Origin of the sequence: Streptomyces cyaneus, assembly GCF_004028635.1 — a bacterium.
In the GTDB taxonomy this organism is placed as follows: domain Bacteria; phylum Actinomycetota; class Actinomycetes; order Streptomycetales; family Streptomycetaceae; genus Streptomyces; species Streptomyces cyaneus.
Genome location: NZ_ML138678.1, coordinates 434,199 through 453,942, shown reverse-complemented (window position 1 = coordinate 453,942; position 19,744 = coordinate 434,199). Strand labels below are relative to the sequence as shown.

Genomic DNA, 19,744 nt, shown 5'->3' with positions numbered 1-19,744 from the left:
CGTAGAGTGGAACGTGATCGATTCCGATCATCGGGGCGACATCGGTAGACAGGGGGCCGGGGCACGTCATGCGACCCACACTCGCGGCGCAGACACTGCGCGACACGACGGTCGAGTATCTGACCACGACGTTCGCGCTGGCCGAGCCCGACACCCAGGAGGCCCTGGAGGACTTCCTCACCGACCCGGCCGACGGGCTCTTCCGGGGGCCGTATCTGCGGATCCGGCGGCCCTTCCGGCCCGCCGAGGACGGCTGGCAGCGGCATCTGGACTGGTATCCGGCGGACTTCCCGCCGCCGTACGCTCATCAGGCGGAGGCGTTCGCCCGGCTCAGCAGCAAGGACGGGCACCCGCCTCAGCCCACGCTCGTCACCACCGGCACCGGGTCGGGTAAGACGGAGTCCTTCCTCATCCCCGTACTCGATCACTGCCGGCGGGAGAGGGAGGCCGGGAAGCCGGGCATCAAGGCGATCCTGCTGTATCCGATGAACGCGCTTGCCGGCGACCAGGCGGACCGTCTCGGCGACCAGTTGGAGGACGGCCGCTTGCGGGAGGTCACGGCCGGGCTGTACATCGGTGAGGCATCGTCGCGGGGGAGCACGCCGTACAAGCGGGTCATGGTCGACCGGGCCGAGATCCGCCGCAACCCGCCGGACATCCTGATCACCAACTACAAGATGCTGGACCTGCTGCTCCAGCGGCAGCAGGACGCCTCCCTGTGGCGGGACGCCGACCTCGCGTACGTCGTGATCGACGAGTTCCACACGTACGACGGCGCGCAGGGCACGGACGTCGCGATGCTGCTGCGGCGGCTCGCGGCCGTGGTGGGGGCGGCCGAGGAAGGGCGGCCGCTCGGGGGCATCTGCCCCGTGGCGACCTCCGCGACCCTTGGCTCCGGGAGCGCGGCGGGCGGGCCCCGCGCCATGCTGAATGTGGCCTCCCAGGTGTTCGGGACGCGCTTCCCCGACGACGCGGTGGTGGGGGAGGACCGGCGGGACGTCGAGGAGTTCCTGTCCGGCGTCGACCACTCCATGCCGCTGCCGTCGCCCGAGGAACTCGCCGCTCTGCCCGACCCGGCGCGGACCCCTGGCGGCCTCGACGCCGTAGCCCAGGCGACCGTCGGATGCGACACCGCCGATCCGCGCGAGCTGGGGCGACGGCTGCTGGCCCACCCCCTCACCCATGCGCTGCTGCGCTCGAAGGACGCACCCCTGACGGCGGTCGCGGCTCTCCAGGGGTTCCCCGACTCCTCGGCGTGGCGTGCGGCGGCCGAGCAGGACCCGGAGACCGCCGCCACCGCCCTGGCCCGCTTCGTCGCCCTCATTTCGGTGGCCCGCGACCCGAAGGCGCCCGCCGACAAGGACCGGCCGCTGCTGCTCGTCGAGACGCACCTGTGGCTGCGGTCGCTCTCGCGCGTGCTGCGGTTCGTCGCGCCCCGGCCGGTGTTCTCCTGGTCGGACGCCGACCAGGCCGCCCTTACCGGGGGCGGTGGGACCGAGGGTGCCGTCGGTGCCGAGTCCGGCCGCGCGGAGGCCGAGCGGCGGGCTCTGAGCGTGGCCGCGCAGGTCGAGCGGCGGCGGCAGGTCCAGCGGTCCGGGCGGTTGCCCGCCGCCTACTGCCGGCACTGCGGGCGCTCCGGCTGGTCGGCGATCTGCCCCGACCGCAACCCGCAGAACCTGGTGCACGCGCCGGACGAGATCTACCGCGCCAGCGTGGCAGGCGGGGCCGCCAAGGGGCGGGTCCGGGCGATGATCGAGGCCACCCCGGCGGAGGCGGCCGAGCAGGCCCGGGCCATCCTCGCGCGCCGGGCGGCCCGCCGCGCCCGCCGGGGCGCCGCGCACGATGCCACCCTGCTGGTCCTGGAGGACAACGGCAAGGCGCTGCGCAGGCTCGACCCGGACGAGGTCCTGCTCGACGGGGACCGGATCGCCCCAGCACCGGAGAACGGCGTCTATGTGTGGGCCTGGTTCGACAACCAGGAACAGAGCGACTACGCCAAGCAGGACCGCTGCCCCGCCTGCGGCCAGGCCCAGGGCATCCGCTTCCTCGGTGCCGGTGTAGCCCCGCTCGCCTCCGTCGTCGTCACCCAGCTGTTCACCGGCGGTGAGCTGCCGAGCGAGGACGAGCACAAGCGTGACCGGCGCAAGACGCTGATCTTCAACGACTCCGTGCAGGACGCGGCTCACCGGGCCGGATTCGTGGCCAGCCGTTCCTGGAAGTTCTCCCTGCGCTCCCTCATCCACGAGCAGCTGACCGAACGTGCCGCGGCTGAACCGGAGTTCGCGGCCGACGGTGTCCCGCTCAACGAACTCATCTCCTCCATGGTCGGCCGAGCCGCGATTCCCGGGCAGCGGCTCCTCGCTTCCGTCGTGCCACCCGACCTGCACGACGTGGACCGGGTCAAGCGGCTGCTCGCCGGCAAGAAGGGCATCCCGGAGGCCACCTGGGAACTCGTCGGCGAGCGCCTCGCCTTCAACACCCTGCTGGAGTTCGGCCTCTACTCCCGCCTGGGCCGCACCCTGGAGCTCACCCGCACGATCGCCGCCGAGGTCCACCTGCCCGACCCAGAGGCGGCGGCCAAGGCGGCGGAAGCCCTGTACCGCGTGCACCTGGAGAGGCAGCGGGCCAGGCAACTGCCGTTGGCGGCAGGCGCGGAGCAGAGCGACGAGGGGGTCGTTCCGGCCGAGGGCAGTGCGCAGCGGCTGCGGTACTTCGAGGGGTACGTACGCGGCCTCCTCGAACACGTTCGCCAGATCGGCGGCATCCACCACCGCTGGCTGGACGAGTTCATAGACGAGGAGGGCCGCAACCGGCACTGGGTCTCCACTGGCCGCCCCCCGGGCATGCCCTCGTTCGGCTTCCGTCATGAGTTCGAGGCCCCGGCGTTCGTCCTCGTCGGCGCCGGCAGCGGTCGTACCGACTTCGAACGGGTCGACACCAGGGACAGCTGGTACGCCGACTTCACCAGGCGGTGCCTCGACCTCGACCGGGAGACGGCGGGAGCGTACCTGGCGGAACTCTTCCAGGAACTGGCCCGCGACGACATCGGCGCCCTGGCCCGACGGCGGACCAACCAGGCCGACAAGCAGCAGGGCCACGGCGTGTACGGGCTGACCCCCGGACACATCCGGGTACGCCCGCTCGACGACGACCAGACCGCGCTCGCCGCCCTCACCTGCCCGGAGTGCGGCTGGACCCAGACCGTCCCGCCCGAGCGGGCCTCCGTCTGGCAGGGCACGCGCTGCCCGCTCAAGCGCTGCGAGGGTGCCCTCGCCCGGCCTTCGGAGGAGGTGGGCGGGCGCGCGGCCCGTGACTACCGCTCCGACTACTACCGGCGCCTGTACCGGGAGGCCGAGCCCTACAGCGTCGTCGCGGCCGAGCACACCGGTGTCCTGAAGCGCAGGGAGCGCGAGGAAGTCGAGAAGGGCTTCCGGCGGGGACTCCAGCACACCGACCCGAACGTCCTCTCCTGCACACCGACCCTCGAACTCGGCATCGACATCGGCCAGTTGGAGGCGGTCATCCTCGCCTCGCTGCCACCGTCCACCGCGGGCTACGTCCAGCGGGTCGGCCGCGCGGGCCGCGCCACCGGCAACGCCTTCATGGTCACCCTGGCCGACACCAGCCCCCGCGCGCTCTACCACCTCGCCGAACCGCAGCACCTCATCGCGGGCCCCGTCCTGCCCCCCGGCTGCTTCCTGTCCGCGGGCGAACTGCTGTGCCGCCAGTACACCGCGTTCCTGATCGATCGGGCGGCCCGGGGCGCCCTGGAGGGGGTCATCCCCCTGCCGGACCGGGTGACCCAACTGGTCGGCCGCGAGGGGTGGCTGAAGACGTTCCGCGACGCGACGAAGGGACGAGTGGACCTCGCGGACGAGTTCCTGAGCCTGTTCCCCGAGATCGACGGGGTCCCCGGCTCCGGTGTCTCCCGCGACGCCCGCAAGACGCTGCGCCGCTACGCCGAGCACAAGCTGGCCGACGAACTGGACCGCGCCAGGGAAGCCTGGGAGGAGGAGCGTGCCGAACTCGTCCGCCGCCGCGGTCTCATCAACGAAGCGGCCGACTCGCTCCAGGAAGCCGTGGACGACGAGGCCCGCGAGAAGCGCAACCTGAACCGTGAAGCGGCCGGCGTCTCCAAGATCCTCCAGCAGATGGCTCTGTCGGACGCCCAGGGCTTCCTCGTCGAACACGGACTGCTGCCCAACTACAGCCTCGTCGAGGACGGCGTACGCCTGGAAGCCCAGCTCAGTTACAAGCAGCCGGCGCGGAAGGCACGTGCGGCCGGTAAGGCGGACGCGGGCGAGACACCCAAGTCCCGCTGGAGCAACGACCCGCGGACCTACGACCGGCCCGCCGAGGCAGCCCTCACCGAACTCGCCCCGGGCAACGCCTACTACGTCCGTGGCTACCGGCACGTCGTCGACGGCATCGAACTCGGCCCCGTCCGCCAGGACTCACCCGACGGCACACCCGTCGGGCTCCAGACCTGGCGGGTCTGCAAGGAGTGCGGTCACGTGCGCACCGGCGACCGTGCCGAGGAGGACACCACACCCTGCCCCCGCTGCGGCGGCCCCGGAATCGGCGGGCGCACGGCCCTGTTCCGCGTGGTGGTCCCGCGCAAGGTCACCGCCCACGACAAACGGGACGACGCACGCATCGTCGACGACCACGAAAGCCGCACGCGGACTCAGTACACGACCGTCACCGCCGTCGACATCGACCCGGCCGACGTCAAGCAGACCTGGCGGCACCAGAAGACCACCTTCGGCGTGGACCACGTCCGCGAGGCGGTCATCCGCCGCTTCAACCTCGGCAAGAGCCGCCACGGCAGGCGCAACGACACCTACTTCGCCGGAACCGAAGTGGCCATCACCGGGTTCACCGTGTGCCCGCGGTGCGGCGGCGCCACCGACCGCGAGTTGGGCCATGGACCCGCTCAGGACACGCTCAGCCAGTCCCTGCTCGGCCGGGCCGAACTCGCCCACCACCGGCCGTGGTGCATCACCCGGCGCCGCGACAAGCAGGCCAAGCCGGAGGACGTGCAGGTCATCACCGCCACCGAGCACCGCACGGAAGCCCTGCGCATCCTGCTCCCGGCCGCCACACTGAACGTGCCGGAGCGCCTCGCCTCTTTCTCGGCAGCCCTCCACCTCGGTCTGGCCCAGCGTTACGGCGGCGACCCGGCCCACATCCGCTCCGCTCCCGCCACCGAGCCCGACCGGGAGACGGACCTCACCCGCAACTACCTCGTCCTCTACGACGCACTACCCGGTGGCACCGGCTATCTCCAGCGCCTCGTGGACCGCGACGGCGAGGAGTTCCGAGCCGTACTCGCCGCCGCCCAGCGCGAGTTGCGGGACTGCCCCTGCAAGGACACCCCGCGTCGGGCCTGCCACCGCTGCCTGCTCGGCTATGCCCCAGAACGGGACTACAAGGACCTCGACCGGCAAGAAGCCCTGTGGATGCTGGACAACCTGCTGGGCGCCGACGGCAGCAGCGGATGGGACGTCCGCAAGGACGCGGCCGACGCCGAACTGCGCTTCGCCGACCAGGCGGAGAGCGACTTGGAGCGTCGGTTCATCGAATGCCTCGACCGCTGGCTCGCGATCCCGGGCAACGCGGTCGAGGCGGGTCACGCCTCGACACCCACCGGGCGGGACGGCAAACAGTTCACCCTCGCCCGGCCCGACGGAAGCCCCGTCCACTGGGAGGTCGTCGCCCAGAAGGACCTGCACGGCTACCGCACCCGCCCGGACCTGCTGTTCCGGCCGGTCGCCGGAGACACCACCAGTGATGGGGCACCGCCGCTTCCCATCGCCGTGTATCTGGACGGGTACCGCTGGCACGCCTCGTCCCGCACCAACCGGATCGCCGCCGATGCGGCCAAGCGGGCCCGGTTGCGCGCCGACGGGATACTCGTCTGGCAGATCACCTGGGACGACGTGGCTACCTGGGACCGTACCTTGAAGGGCGAGGCGGTACGGGACCCGGACGCCCCGGCCGACCCGCTCGACGCCGTCATCGCGGGCCGCGCGGCCGATGCCGCCTGGCCGCCGTACGACGTGACCTCGGTCGCGGGCCCCGGCGCGATGGTTCGTGAGCAATGGCGGAACGCACGACGCGACCCCGCCGAGATCGACGCGCTCCTGTTCGCCGGAGCGATCCCCTCGCTGCTCGGATTCCTGCGCGATCCCCGGCTGAACAAATGGCAGCAGTTGGCGACGCTCGCTGTCAGCGCGCCCGCCGCACAGCGGAGGCGGGATCTCGTCGACGCGGACCCGGTCACCGCCGTCGGCTGGATCCAGGCGGCCGTGCGCAGTGAGCCCACCCCGGCCGTCTCGGGGCAGGGACTCAAGCTGCTGTCCTTCCAGGACGGCTCCGGCCTGCCACTCGTCCTCGCCGGAGTCCGGCGCTCGGACGGCAAGGGGCTGCGGTGGAGCGCCCTCGCCGTCCTCGACGACCGGCCCGAGGCGGTCGAGGGGGACCGGGACGACCACCGTCGGCGGTGGAAGGCGTGGCTGTGCTGGGGCAACATCATCCAGTTCCTCGACCCCACGGGCACCGGGCAGGCCGACGGCCTCGCCCTGGCCCGCACCACACTCGACACCTTCGACGCCGCGCTGCTCGCCGCCACGGCCGGACCAGTCAGCGGGCTGCTGGCGGCGCTGCGCGACGACGCCCCGGGGACGGGGCTCGCCCTGCCCGACGACCGGCCCCAGGAGGAGGAACCGGTACCCGCCGAGACCTCCGAACCGGTGGACGACATGACTCCGTTGGAGCGCACCGCCTGGGAACTCGTCCTCGGCGAATTGACGAAATGGGGTGACCCGGAGGTCGCCGGCCTCGCCGAGGCCCTGGCCGATCGCGGAGACGTCTCGGCGGGCAATGCGAACTGGGACGTCGAGGGCGTGTCACGCACGGTCGAACTCGCCTGGCCCGGCCCTAAGATCGGAATTGTCCTGGCCGAGGACGCCGAGGACACGGATTACATGGCCCAGTGCGCGGCGGCCGGTTGGCAGGTGCGCGCGCCGGAGGGCTGGGGGGTGGAGGAACTCGCCAGTCTGCTGGGCGAGGAGGGGGGCGCGGGATGAGTTACGGGGCGGACCGTCCGGGGGGCCGGGCCAGGACACGGGTCCGGATGAACCGGCAGGCATACGGCGATCTGGAGCGCCGGGGCGGGGCTGTGGCGGATGCGGTGGGGGACTTCGTCCACCGGCTCCGTACCGACCGCAACAACCGAGCCCTGCGCCTGGCCTTCCTGCGTAAGGCGGGCGACAACGGAGACCTGTATCTCGCGCACCCCGACACCAACTGCATGGTGCTCCTCCTGTCGACCGATGGCGGGGACGAGATGCGGGTCCTCGCGGTCCGGGACGGAGCACGCGCCCGCGACGAACTCTCCCGCCTCACCGTGGAGATCAACCCCGTCTCGGGCGCCGTCGAGGTCGTCGACCAGAGCGAGGTCAGCGAGAACGTCGTCGCCCTGCCGGATCGGGCCACCCCGCTCTTCGCCGCCTACGACGACCGGACTCTGCTCGGCCTCGGCGTGGTCCACTCCCTGCTGCCGGCCATCCGAAAGGTCACCACGGACGAGCAGTTCGCGAAGCTCCTCGCCCACAACCTCCCCGAGCTCACCCGCGATGTCCTGCTGGCCCTGCGTGACCGCGTCGACCCCGCGGACGTTCAGCGGCACATCACCGATGAATGGCGTCCCGAAGACGACGTCAACCCCCATGACTGGGCGCGGGCGGCCAAGCGCCCCGTCTCCCAGGCGGAGACCGATGACGACGCCGTCCTCGGCGCGCTGGGCCGCAGCTTCGACGCCTGGCGACTGTTCCTCCACCCCGAGCAACAGCGCCTCGCCACCGGTGACTTCAAAGGCTCGGCGAAGGTGACGGGCGGCCCCGGCACCGGCAAGACGGTCGTCGCCCTGCACCGCGTACGCCACCTCGTCGACCGACTGCCACCGGGCCATACCCGCCCAGTGCTGCTCACCACCTACAACACCAACCTCGCCTTGGACCTCAAGGAGCGGCTGCGGCTGCTGGGCGGCGACGAACTGCTGCGCCGCGTCGACGTCAAGTCCGTCGACGCTCTCGCCCGCGAGATCGTCCAGGAGTCCCGCCTGGACGTGGGACGGCCGCTGGACGACGACGCGGCCATGAACCTGTGGCACGTCGTGCGCGCCGAGACAGGTCTGGAGTACGACGCCGACTTCCTGGACAGCGAGTTCAAGCATGTGATCCTCGCGAACCGGTGCGGCTCGTGGGAGGCCTACCGGCGCGTCGGCCGATCGGGACGGGGGCGTCTCAGCAACGCTCAGAAGCACGAGGTGTGGCAGCTGGCAGAGGCATACAAGGCCCACCTGGCCACGGCGCCGCGTCGGACGACGTACGCGCTCATCGCCGACCAAGCCGCCGACCTCGAACTGCAGCGCATGGCCCGTATCGAGGAACAGGCCCGCTACAAGGACGAACAGGGCGGCCGCGACCTCGTTCATCGCGAGGCGGGCAGCGGCATGTGGCTCAAGCCCCGCTACCAGCACATCGTGGTCGACGAGGCACAGGACCTGTCCGCCTCCCACTGGCGGATGCTGCGCGCCATGGTCGGCAAAGGACCGAACGACATCTTCCTCGTCGGGGACGCCCACCAGCGCATCTACGGCAGCCGGGTCGTCCTCGGCCACCAGGGCATCGAGATCCGGGGCCGCGCCTCCCGCCGCCTCACCCTCAACTACCGCACCACCCGGCAGATCCTGAGCAGCGCCAACCGCCTGATCGAGGGAGCCTCCTTCGACGACCTCGACGTCGGCACCGACTCCCTCGACGGCTATCGGTCCGTGCTGACCGGACTCGCCCCCCAGTTCTGGCGTGCCCCCGACCGGCTCACCGAGATGCGTGCCGTGGCCACCCTCATCAGGGAACGCCACGACAGCCACGGGACGCCGTACTCGGCAATGGCTGTCAGCGTCCCCGACAGAGACTCAGTCGGAGAGTTCGCCAATGTTTTCATCAAGGAGTTCCACCTGCCGGCCGTGGAACTCGGAAAGGACGGGGTGCGGTCCGACACTGACGCGGTGCGCATCGGGACCATGCACCGTTTCAAGGGGCTCGAATTCCAGCGAGTGTTCCTGACCTCGGTCGGCGAGGGGCAGGTGCCGCACCAGCGCATCGAGCAGTACAGGGTCACGAATCCCGACCGCTACAAGCAGGAGGAGCAAAAGGCCCGTTCCTTGGTGTTCGTTGCCGCCACTCGCGCCCGTGACGAGCTCATCGTCACGTGGAGCGGCAGGGCCAGCCGATTCCTCCCGACCGATGCGGACGAGACCGCCCACCGAGCCACAGATCTGCTCAGGCAGGACGGACCGCCGTCCGGATCGTCGGGGTCGGCCGTTGCCTGACCGCGGGCGGGCCGTTCTGGGTTGGGGACGCAACCCGGTACAGGCCCGAGTCTCTATCAGACCCGTAGCGCTCCAGAGTGCCGTCACATAGCCATGGAGGGCGCCACTATGCATGTTTACACAGGTCCTAGCGCCGCGGAGATGTCCCCGGTGTATAGCACGACCCGTCTGCCTCCCGGGCTCTGGCCTGGCAGCAGTCCAGGATCCGGATGTCCCCTGCGCAGGGCCCGAACGCCTCTGCCCTCGCCGCTCTCCTGCCTCTGCCTACTATGAGTTTCTCCGATCTTGCGTGAGAGGCGAGGCGGCATGGACGTCCTGGGGATCGATGCCTGTGGCAAGCAGGGGTGGGTGGGGATCAGGCTGAGGGACGGCGCGTACTCGGGCAGCCTGGTCGATGTCCGGCTCGATGCGTTGATCGAGTGTGCCCCCGGGGTGGAGACCATCGCGGTGGACATGCCGCTCGGCCTCGTCGAGAAGGGCTGGCGGGCCGCGGATCTTGAGGCGAGGGCGCTGCTGCGAGTGCGGCGCAGCAGTGTTTTCCTCGTGGCTCCGCGGCCGGCGTGGGGGGAGCCGGACTATGTGGCGGCCGGCGATCGATGTCATGCACTCACCGGTCGCAGGCTGAGCCGGCAGGCGTGGGCGCTGGCTCCGAAGCTTCTCGAGGCTCGGGCGTGCTGGCTTGCCGACGAGCGGATCCATGAGGTTCACCCCGAGGTGTCCTTCCGTGCCCTGGCCGGTGGCGTGCCGCTGGCCTACGCCAAGAAGACCTGGCGTGGCCAGAACGCGCGCCGTGGCCTGCTGGCCGCAGCCGGGCTCACGCTGCCGGACGAGCTCGGCGAGGCGGATCGCATTCCCGTGGACGATGTTCTCGACGCCGCCGCGGCGGCCTGGTCGGCACACCGGATCGCGCTGGGCATCGCGACCCGGATTCCCGAGGTCTCTGAGGTGGACGCGGTGGGCCGCGCCATCGAGATCCAGTACTGACGATCCGTCATGCGCCAGGCCGCGCTTCCCAGCCCTCGGCCCTCTGGCGAAGAGGACCTCAGAGCGCGTCCACCCCGCTCACCTTCCACCCCTCGTCCGTCCGCGTCATCGTCATCCGCACCCGGTTCAGATCCACCCGCGCCCCCGAGACCTGCGTGCTCTCGGTGACCTGGTTGACGAACAGCAGGACCACGACCTTGTCCGGGGTGGCCGAGACGACTGAGGTCGCCGGGGATTCGCCGGAGGCGGGGGCGGCGACCGTTGCCTTCACCACGCCCCGGTACTTCGTGGCCGTCGGGGCGACCACCGTCTTCGTGGTCTTCACATACTCGGCGCTGAAGTCGCCCGTCAGGTGGGTGCGGGCCGCCGCGAAGTCCTTGTCCAAGTGGCGGTAGTCGTACGACAGGACGGCTGGGGCCGCCTTGCGGGCGGCCGCGAGTGCTTCGGCTCGGGCGTTCTCCGCCTGGCGGCCGTCCTGGTACTGCCGGCCCAGTACGGCGACTGCTATCAGGGCGGCCACCAAGAGGGTGCCGAGCAGCACCGCGGTGAGCAGTCGGCGTCGGCGGGGGCGGTTCCCGGCCTCTGTTGGTGTGTCCTCCTCGAACGGCTCCAGTGACGGCTCGGGTGGGTCCTGCCAGCCGTCCTTCGGGGCGTCGATGAGTACGGTGCGGCCGGCGACGGCGACGGTGGACTCCTGAGCCGGTTCGTGGTGGCCGCGTTCCGCTCGCTTGGCCGCTGCCCGGGCGGCCGCCGTCATGGTGCGCCGGGTGCCAGGGCCAGGGGCGCGGCCTGTGGTCGTCTTCGGCATGGTCGTACTCCTTACTCGTGCCTGTGCCTGTCAGCCGACGAACTCGACGTTCGACGTCAGCCAGCGGCCGTCCCGGTGGACCAGGTCCAGCTGCAGGCGGTACGTGCGCGCCTCTCCCTGGGGGACCGCCGTGTTGGTCACCTTGCTGTCGGCGACCACCAGGACGCGGGCCGAGTTCTCGTCGGAGCGGACGATGCCGGCCTCCAGGACCTGGCCTTCGGAGACCGACTTGTTCTGGGCCACCAAGTCCGTCAACTGGTCCGTCTGTGCCGCGAACTGCTTCTTGAAGTCGCCGGTCGCGGCTGCCAGGACGTTCGCGCTGTCGCGGTCGTAGTGGCGGTAGTCGAGCGAGGTGAAGTTCAGGGCTGACTGGCGGGCTGCGGCCAGGATGTCCTGGCGGTGCTCATCCGCCTCGCGTTGTTCGAGCAAGCCCAGGGTCAGCCAGATCGTCAGTGCTGTGGTGAGGATCGTCGCCGCGATCAGTCCCGCCGTCATTGCCCTGGAGGTCACGATGCTTCTCATGCCATCGGGCCAACTAGCAGCCATTGCCACGACTCCTTTCCGAACACGGCCCGCTGGCCGCCCGTCGAGCCGATCTCGACGTTCCTGCCGTCCGGGCCGGTGGTGGTGCCGGTCTCCGGGTCGTAGGGGGTGACGTACGGCGAGGCGTACGTCGCCTGGTTCGCGCCGCCGTACGAGCGCGACGCACCCGGGGCGTTCTGCGCGCCCCGTACCGACGACTCGCTCCCGCGCGGCAGCGTGCAGCGGGCGTTCGTGTTCGCCTCGCGTGTGCTCGTGTCGGCGGGGTCGCGGCGCGTCGTGCCGTAGCCCTGGGTGCAGGCCGGGGGGTCGTCGGCGTTAACGACCATGCCGAAGTGGGTGGTGCCGTCGCCGGGGATGACCGTGTAGCTGCCCGCCACCATCACCGGGAAGGTGACCAGGGCCTGTTCCACGCCGGGCAGGCGGGCCAGGGTCACCTGGCCGCCGCTGATCAGGTTGGCCAGCAGGACCGACAGCTCCGGGGCGACCGACTTCAGGAGGGAGTTCACTTCCTGTGCGGCCGGCCTCGCGTTGCCGATCAGCTTGCGCAGGTCACCGTCGCTCGCCTTCAACTGGGCCGAGAGGGCTGCCAGGTCGCTCGCGAACGACTTGATCGACGAGCCCTGGTCCGCCTGGGTCTTCAGGACCTTCCTGGAGTCCTCGATCAACGCGATCGTCTCCGGCAGGGCGTCCGATGCCGACTCGACCAGCTCGTTTCCCGAGTCCACCAGGCGGCTCAGGTTCGGGCCGGTTCCGGAGAAGGCCTGGCCCAGTTCGTCGATCGTCACCCGGAGGTCCTTCTTGCCGACGGAGTTGACCAGGCGGTCCAGGCTGAGGACCAGGTCGGTCGTCGGCAGCGGTACCCGGGTGTTCCGACGCGGGATGTCGCTGCCGTCCAGCAAGTACGGGCCGTGGGACGTGCGCGGCTGCAGGTCGACGTATTGCTCGCCCACCGCCGAGCGGTTCGCCACCACCGCCAGCGTGTCCGCGGGGATGCGAGGCGCCCCGTCCTCGATGTCGAGGGCGATCGAGACCCCGTTCTTGCCCGTCAGGTGCAGCGCGCCGACCTTGCCCACCGGCACCCCGCGATACGTCACCTCGGCGCCGGGGAACACGCCCCCGGAGTCGGGGAAGTCCGCGCGGACGGTGTAGCCGCGGTCCAGGACTTCGTCCACCAGGCCGGTGTACTCCGCGCCTACGTACGACACACCTACGGCGGTGATGGTGGCGAAGGCCAGCAGTTGGACCTTGACCGTACGGGTGATCACGGCTGGACCCCCTTCAGCATCAGCTCGGCGAGTTCGAGGTTGATCCCCTCGGGCCAGTCGCCCGCAGCCGCCCAGGCGGCGTTGCACACCGGCGGGCACAGCAGGTCTCCGCCGCCCCCGGACGGGGCCGAAGGAGACGGCGCGGCCGGTCCGTTCGGCAACGCCGTGGGCGTCGGCACGCCCGGGACGTCCGGCACCTTCGGCAGATCCGGTACGTCCGGGAGGTCTGGGGTCTCGGGGAGCTCGGGGCCCGGGGGCTCCTCGTTGCCGCCCTGGCCGTCACCCGGCTCGTCCGTCAAGTTGCCGTAGATCCCCGCCAGATCGAGGTCCGCGGTGATGTGGAGGTTGACGTAGTCCCCCTTGATCGCGTCCACCGCGTTGCGTGGGAAGGGGTAGGTCGTCAGCAGTTCGAGGGAGTTGGGCAGGTCGTCGCCCGCCTTGTTGAGCTGTTGCAGGATCGGGCGCAGCTGCTTCAGGTTGGCGACCGTGTCGTCGTGCGAGGCGTTGACCACCTTGGTGCCCGTCCTGCCCAGCTTCGACAGCGCGGTGAGCATCCTCGTGAGGTCGCGTCGCTGGTCGGCCAGGACCTTGAGGGCCGGTGGCATCGTGTCGACGGCCTCCGCGATGGTCTCCTTCTCCTTGCCGAGGCGCTTGGCGAGGCGGTCCACGGCCTTCAGTGCCCGGACGATGTCCTGCTTCTGCTTGTCCAAGCCGCCCAGGAACGTGTCGAGCTCCTTCAACAGCGACTTGACCCGGTTCTCCCGGCCCTCCAGCGCCTTGTTCAGCTCCACGGTGATCGTCTTCAGCTGGGCCACGCCGCCGCCGTTGAGCAGGGCCGACAGCGCGGACAGCACCTCCTCGATCTCCGGGTTGCGGCCGCTGCGGGACAGCGGGATCACATCGCCGTCGCCGAGGCGGCCGACCGGGGCCGTGCCCGGCGGCTTCGACAGCGCCACGTACTTCTCGCCGAGCATGCTGGTCTGGCGTAGCTCGGCGATCGCGTTGGCCGGCAACTTCACCGAGTCGGCGACCCGCAGCCGCACGCGCGCGTGCCAGCCGTCCAGCTCCACCTTCTCGACCGCCCCCACCGTGACGTTGTTGACCTTCACCGCCGACTGCGGCACCAGGTCGAGGACGTCCCGGAACTCGACGGTGACGTGGTACGCGTCGCCGTCCGAGGCGGCTCCGCCGGGCAGCTGGACGTCGTACCAGCCGTTGAACTCGCAGCCGGTCAGCAGCAGCGAACCGACCGCCGCCCAGGCCATCGCCCCGGCCCCGCCCTTACGCAGCCTGCTCATGCGCTCGCCCCCAGGATTCCGCCGAGCGTCCGGTCCACCGTGCCCGTGACCGCGGTGCCCTGCGGCGCCTCCGGCACCTGAGGCAGCGAGTCGAACAGTTCCCTCAGCTCCGCGCAGTCGGGGTTCTTGCCGCCCTCGTCGCCGGTCGTCCTGAGCACCGAGCACAGCAGCGACGCCGGGTCCTGCGCCTGGTCGGCGTTGTTGCGGGTGTCGAGGGTGCCGGCGGCAGGGTTGTAGGCGTTGTTCAGGTTCGACATGCCTGTCGGGGCCACCTCCAACAACTCCTCCAGCGCCGCCCGTTGGGTGACGAGCACCTTGGTCACCTTGCTGAGACCCTCCACGTTCGAGGTCAGCGACTTCTTGTTCTTCTTCACGAAGGCCGACACGTCGCCCAGCGCCGTCCCGAGGTTCTTCAGCGCCGCCGCCAAGTCCTTGCGCTCGCCCGCCAGTTGATCGGCCACCTGCGCGAGGCTGCTGTTGAACGACCGCACGCTCTTGTCGTCGGCCGCCAGTGCCGCCGTGAAGACCTGGAGGTTGCGGATCGTGCCGAACAGGTCCGTGCGGCCGTCGGACAGGGTCGTGACCGCCTTGGAGAGGTCCTCGACCGTCTGGTGGAGGTTCTTGCCCTGGCCGTCCAGGTTCTCCGCGCTCACCCCGAGCAGCCGGGACAGCGAGCCGTCCTTGTTGGCGCCCTCGGGGCCGAGCGCCTCGGCCGTGGTGTGCAGGCTGTCGAAGACCCGGTCCAGTTCGACGGGTACGGCCGTGCGCGACTCGGGGATCTCGTCCCCGGTCCGCAGCACCGGACCGTCGCCCCGGTACACCGGCAGCAGCTGTACGTAACGGTCGCTGACCACCGAGGAGTTGATGACGGCCGCCTGCGCGTCCGCGGGGACCTTGCGGTCGGCCTCGTACTCCAGCTCCACCCGCACTCGGCCGCCCTCCGGCGTGATCTCCTTGACCTCGCCGATCCGGACGCCGAGGACGCGCACGTCCGAGCCGGGGTAGATGCCGACGGTGCGCGGGAAGTACGCCGTGACGCGGACGGGCTCGGGGCGCGGCCACAGGACGTAGGTGAGCGCGGCGAGGAGGGACAGCGCGGTGAACAGGGCCAGCCGCTTTCTCACCTTGACGGGGATGTTCACTGTGCCGGCCCTCCCGTCCGCGGCACCACCGGAGCGGCGACCAGGTTCTGGACGTAGGAGTCGAACCAGCGGCCGTTGCCGAGGGTGTTGGTGAAGAGCCGCACATAAGGAGCCATGAGCTTGATGCTCCTGTCCAGGCTGGATTGGTTCCGTTCGAGCATCTCCACCACACGGTTCAGGCCCTCGAGCGCGGGCCCGATCTCCTTGTCGTTGTCCTGGACCAGGCCGGAGAGCTGGATGCCGAGCGCGGCGGAGCTCTTCAGCAGTCTGTGGATCGCCTCGCGCCGCCTGCTGATCTCCTTGAACAGCTTGTCGCCGTCCTTGACCAGGGTGGTGAAGTCCGACGACCGGTCGGCAAGTACGTCCGTGACGCCGTTCGCGTGGTCGAGGAGTTCGCGCAGCGCCTTGTCGCGGGAGGCCACCGTCCGGGAGATCTGCGACAGGCCCTTGATCGACGCCCGTACCTCCGAGGGGGAGTCCTCGAAGGTGGTGGAGATGGTGTCCATGGCCTTCGCCACTCGGTCGGTGTCGACCTTCTCCGTCGTGGTGGTGAGGTCGCTGAAGGCCTGGACGACGTCGTACGCCGGGACCGTGCGCTTGAGCGGTATCTCGCTGCCGGGCGCCAACTGGCCCTTGCCCTTGGGGTGCAGGGCGAGGTACTTCGCGCCGAGGATCGTCTTGATGCGGATCGACGCGCCGGTCTCGGTGCCGAAGCCCGGCTCGCCCTTGATCTTGAAGGTGACCTTGACGTGGTCGCCGTCCAGGTCGACCTCCTCCACCTTGCCCACCTTGACTCCGGCGATCCGCACCTCGTCACCGGGCTTGAGCCCGCCCGCCTCCGCGAAGGCCGCGCTGTACGTCTCGCCGTCGCCGATCACCGGGAGGCGGTCCGCGTTGAAGGCGGCCACCGTCAGCAGCGCGAGCACGGTGAGGCCGACCGCGCCGATGACGACAGGATTGCGCTCGCGGAACGGGGAGAGGTGCGGGCGGCGGATGCGGGGGAGCCGTATGCGGGGCGGCTCGACCCGCACCCTGATCAGCGGTTGGCGGCGGGGCTTGCGGCGCGGCAGGAGCCGTACCTTCGGCAGAGGTATCCGCGGCAGCTTCGGTGGCTCCACACGGACCTTGAACATCGGCTCCGGACGGTTCTTGCGGCTCATGCCCCGCACCTCGCCCTCGCCACGTGCAGATCGGGCGTGAGTACCTGCTGTGACGTCGACTTCGTCTTCGGCAGCACGATCCGGCCGTCGAAGTCGCACAGGTAGAAGTTGAACCACGAGCCGTAGGACGCCGTCCCGGTCAGCTCGTTGAGCTTGTTCGGCAGCCGCTTCAGCACGCCCTCCACGGTTTTCTCGTTGTCGTTCAGCGTTCCGGTGAGCTCGGTCAGCTCGGCGATGTCGTCCTTCAGCGGCGGGCGTGCGTCCTTCAGCAGGCCCGAGGTGGCCTCCGTCAGGTCGCCGATGCTCACCAGCGACTGTCCGATGGGCTTGCGGTCGGCGGAGAGGCCGGAGATGACGCGGCGCAGCTGCTTGAGGAGGCCGGAGAAGCGAGCGCCGCGCTTGTCCAGCGTTCCCAGCACGGTGTTGAGGTTGTCGATCACCGAGCCGATCAGCTTGTCGCGGCCGGCCAGCGTCGAGGTGAGCGACGCCGTGTGCACGAGCAGGCTGTTCACGGTGCCGCCCTCGCCCTGGAGCGTGCGAATGATCTCGGTGGCGAGCTGGTTGACGTCCTTCGGGCTGAGCGCGGCGAACAGCGGCTTGAAGCCGTTCAGCAGGGCGTTGAGATCCAGGGCGGGCTGGGTGCGCGAGAGCGGGATCGTCGCGCCGGGGCGCAACCGGGTCCCGGCGCCCGCGCCCTCGGTCAGCGCGACGTATCGCTGCCCGACCAGGTTGCGGTACCGGATGACCGCGCCCGTGCCGGTGAGCAGCGGCCGGTCCTGGCTGACCGTGAAGGTGACCTCGGCCAGCGTCCGGTCCTTGATCCGGATGCCCTCGACCTCACCGACCCGCACCCCGGCGACGCGGATGTCGTCGCCCTTCTCCAGGCCCGTGACGTCGCTGAAGACCGCGCGGTAGGTGTCCTTCGGGCTGAAGGAGATGTTCACGATGGTGGCCGCGAGCAGGGCCGTCGCCAGGATCGTCACCAGCGCGAAGAGGCTGAACTTGATCAGTGGGGCGGCGGTCTGCCGGGCGCCCTTGGCTGTCGTACGACTCATGCCACACTCACCGCCGTCCCGCGCGCCAGCGGTCCGAACAGCAGCGTCGTGACCGGCGGCACCTCGTCGGCGGGCACGCCCAGGACCGGGGCCACCAGCGAGCCGACCGCCCGCTGCTCGGCCCGGGTCGCGGAGACCCCGAGCGGGCCGCCCGCAGCCGAACCGCCGGACTTGGAGCCGTCGTCGAGGTGCGCCCCGGGCGCCGGTACCGGCGGATGCGGCAGATCACGGCAGTTCGGCCCCGACCGCTCGCCGTAGCGCGGCTCCTCGCCCGGTTCGTAGGCTCCCTGCGGCCGTACGACCTCCAGCGTGATGTGCATCTTGCCGCCCCGGAACGCCTCCTCCGAGGCCTTCTCCTGCCGGACCAGACCGGCCAGCAGGCACGGGTACTCGGGGGAGTAGCGGGCGAACAGCTCCAGGGTCGGGCGGGAGACCCGGCCCAGGGTGATCAGCCGGCCGCCGTTGTCGTCGAGGAAGTCCTCGGCGGTGCCCGCGACGGTCGTCGTGGTCTTCAACGCGGCCGCCAGCCTGTCCTTCTGGTCGACGATCGTGCGGCTCGTGGTGACGGTGTTGCGCAGGATCTCCATCAGGTCGGGCGCCGCGTCGCCGTACACCTCGGCGACCTCGGCGAAGCGGGCGATGTCCTCGGTGAGGGACGGCAGATGGGGGTTGAGGCGGCGCAGGTAGGCCTCCAGGCGCGTGAGGTTGTCGCCGATCCGGTCGCCGCGGCCGTCGAGGGCGGTGGCGAAGGCGGAGAGGGTGGCGTTGAGCTTGCCGGGCTGCACGGTTCGCAGCAGGGGCAGCAGGTCGTTCATGAGCTGCTGCACCTCGATGCCGACCCGGGTGCGGTCCTGGGTGATGACGTCCCCGGCGCGGATCGGGCGGGCGGACGAGGCCCCGGCGCCGGCGGGCGGCACCAGGTCGACGTACTTCTCGCCGAACAGTGTCTTGGGCAGCAGGCGTGCGTGCACGTCGGACGGGATGTACGCGACGTGCTCCGGCTTCAGCGCGATGTCCAGCGTCGCCTTCGTCCCGTCCGCCCGCACCTCGCGCACCTCGCCGACCAGCAGCCCGCGCAGCTTGACGTCGGCCCGCGGATCGAGCTGGTTGCCGAGGCTGTCGGCCTCCAGGGTGATCCGCACGACCGGCGTGAACGCCTGCTGATAGACCGCGACCGACAGCCCCAGCAGCAGGGCGAGTACGGCGATGAAGACGATGCCGTACAACCGCAGTCTCAGTACCCGCGTCCGCATTCGGACCCGCATCCGGCGGCTCACCCCGCTATCCGTACGGTCGTGTTGGCGCCCCAGATCGCGAGCGACAGGAAGAAGTCGAGGACGTTGATCGCCACGATCGAGGTCCGCACCGCCCGGCCCACCGCCACGCCGACGCCCGCCGGGCCGCCGCTCGCGTAGTAGCCGTAGAAGCAGTGGACGAGGATGATCAGGACGGCGAAGACGAGCACCTTGCCGAAGGACCACAGCACGTCCACCGGTGGCAGGTACTGCTGGAAGTAGTGGTCGTAGGTGCCGGCCGACTGGCCGTAGTAGCCGGTGGTGATCGTGCGGGCGGCCAGGTACGAGGACAGCAGGCCGATCACGTACAGCGGGATCACCGCGACGAACCCGGCGATCATCCTCGTCGTCACCAGGAACGGCAGCGAGGGCACGCCCATGACTTCCAGCGCGTCGGTCTCCTCGCTGATCCGCATCGCGCCCAGCTGGGCCGTGAACCCGGCGCCGACGGTCGCCGAGAGCGCGAGTCCGGCCACCAGCGGGGCGATCTCGCGGGTGTTGAAGTACGCCGAGAGGAACGCCACGAAGTTGGAGGTGCCGAGCTGGTTGAGGGCCGCGTAGCCCTGGAGGCCGACCTCGGTGCCGGTGAAGAAGGACAGGAAGGCGATCACGCCGACCGTGCCGCCCACCACCGCGAGCGCGCCCCGGCCGAAGCTCACCTCGGCGAGCAGTCGCAGGATCTCCTTCTTGTAGCGGCGCAGGGTGCGGCCGGTCCACGCCAACGAGCGGCCGTAGAAGGAGAGTTGGGTGCCCAGTGCCTCGAGTGAGCGCAGAGGGCGATCGAGAAGTCTCAT

12 protein-coding genes are annotated in these 19,744 nt (G+C 70.5%); 3 read left to right on the top strand and 9 right to left on the bottom strand.

Going from position 1 to position 19,744, the window contains the following annotated elements; translation table 11 throughout:
* Positions 1 to 68: 68 nt before the first annotated feature.
* The 3 genes from EHO50_RS02050 to EHO50_RS02040 all read left to right on the top strand — a co-directional run bounded on the left by EHO50_RS02050 (position 69) and on the right by EHO50_RS02040 (position 10,384).
* Positions 69 to 7,091 (top strand): DEAD/DEAH box helicase, encoded by a 7,023-nt coding sequence (locus tag EHO50_RS02050; RefSeq protein WP_128428048.1) that lies wholly within the window; start codon positions 69 to 71, stop codon positions 7,089 to 7,091.
* A gap of 47 nt (positions 7,092 to 7,138) precedes the next feature.
* On the top strand, positions 7,139 to 9,400 hold the full coding sequence (locus tag EHO50_RS02045; RefSeq protein WP_164904726.1) for a UvrD-helicase domain-containing protein: 2,262 nt from the start codon (positions 7,139 to 7,141) through the stop codon (positions 9,398 to 9,400).
* Positions 9,401 to 9,706: 306 nt separating this feature from the next.
* Positions 9,707 to 10,384: a DUF429 domain-containing protein gene (locus EHO50_RS02040; protein ID WP_128428046.1), complete on the top strand. Its 678-nt coding sequence runs from the start codon at positions 9,707 to 9,709 to the stop codon at positions 10,382 to 10,384.
* A 58-nt stretch (positions 10,385 to 10,442) separates the two neighbouring features.
* Here EHO50_RS02040 and EHO50_RS02035 read toward each other — a convergent pair whose 3' ends face one another.
* The 9 genes from EHO50_RS02035 to EHO50_RS01995 are packed head-to-tail and all read right to left on the bottom strand — an operon-like array spanning position 10,443 to position 19,744.
* Positions 10,443 to 11,192, bottom strand: coding sequence for a hypothetical protein (locus tag EHO50_RS02035; RefSeq protein ID WP_128428045.1), 750 nt, complete (start codon positions 11,190 to 11,192; stop codon positions 10,443 to 10,445).
* 30 nt (positions 11,193 to 11,222) lie between these two features.
* Complete coding sequence (locus EHO50_RS02030; RefSeq protein WP_128428925.1) at positions 11,223 to 11,687, bottom strand: hypothetical protein; 465 nt, start codon at positions 11,685 to 11,687, stop codon at positions 11,223 to 11,225.
* Between the two features lie 23 nt (positions 11,688 to 11,710).
* Positions 11,711 to 13,000 (bottom strand): MCE family protein, encoded by a 1,290-nt coding sequence (locus tag EHO50_RS02025; RefSeq protein ID WP_128428044.1) that lies wholly within the window; start codon positions 12,998 to 13,000, stop codon positions 11,711 to 11,713.
* On the bottom strand, positions 12,997 to 14,298 hold the full coding sequence (locus tag EHO50_RS02020) for an MCE family protein (protein WP_128428043.1): 1,302 nt from the start codon (positions 14,296 to 14,298) through the stop codon (positions 12,997 to 12,999). Before EHO50_RS02020 ends, EHO50_RS02025 begins: the two co-directional genes overlap by 4 nt.
* Positions 14,295 to 15,410, bottom strand: a complete 1,116-nt coding sequence (locus tag EHO50_RS02015) for an MCE family protein (protein ID WP_128428924.1) — start codon at positions 15,408 to 15,410, stop codon at positions 14,295 to 14,297. The genes EHO50_RS02020 and EHO50_RS02015 overlap by 4 nt, the downstream gene beginning before the upstream one ends.
* 26 nt (positions 15,411 to 15,436) lie before the next feature.
* Positions 15,437 to 16,600, bottom strand: a complete 1,164-nt coding sequence (locus tag EHO50_RS02010; protein ID WP_246100985.1) for an MCE family protein — start codon at positions 16,598 to 16,600, stop codon at positions 15,437 to 15,439.
* Positions 16,597 to 17,655, bottom strand: coding sequence for an MCE family protein (locus EHO50_RS02005; protein ID WP_128428042.1), 1,059 nt, complete (start codon positions 17,653 to 17,655; stop codon positions 16,597 to 16,599). The genes EHO50_RS02010 and EHO50_RS02005 overlap by 4 nt, the downstream gene beginning before the upstream one ends.
* Complete coding sequence (locus EHO50_RS02000) at positions 17,652 to 18,920, bottom strand: MCE family protein (protein WP_246100984.1); 1,269 nt, start codon at positions 18,918 to 18,920, stop codon at positions 17,652 to 17,654. The genes EHO50_RS02005 and EHO50_RS02000 overlap by 4 nt, the downstream gene beginning before the upstream one ends.
* An 8-nt stretch (positions 18,921 to 18,928) precedes the next feature.
* Positions 18,929 to 19,744, bottom strand: a complete 816-nt coding sequence (locus EHO50_RS01995; protein ID WP_048584423.1) for an MlaE family ABC transporter permease — start codon at positions 19,742 to 19,744, stop codon at positions 18,929 to 18,931.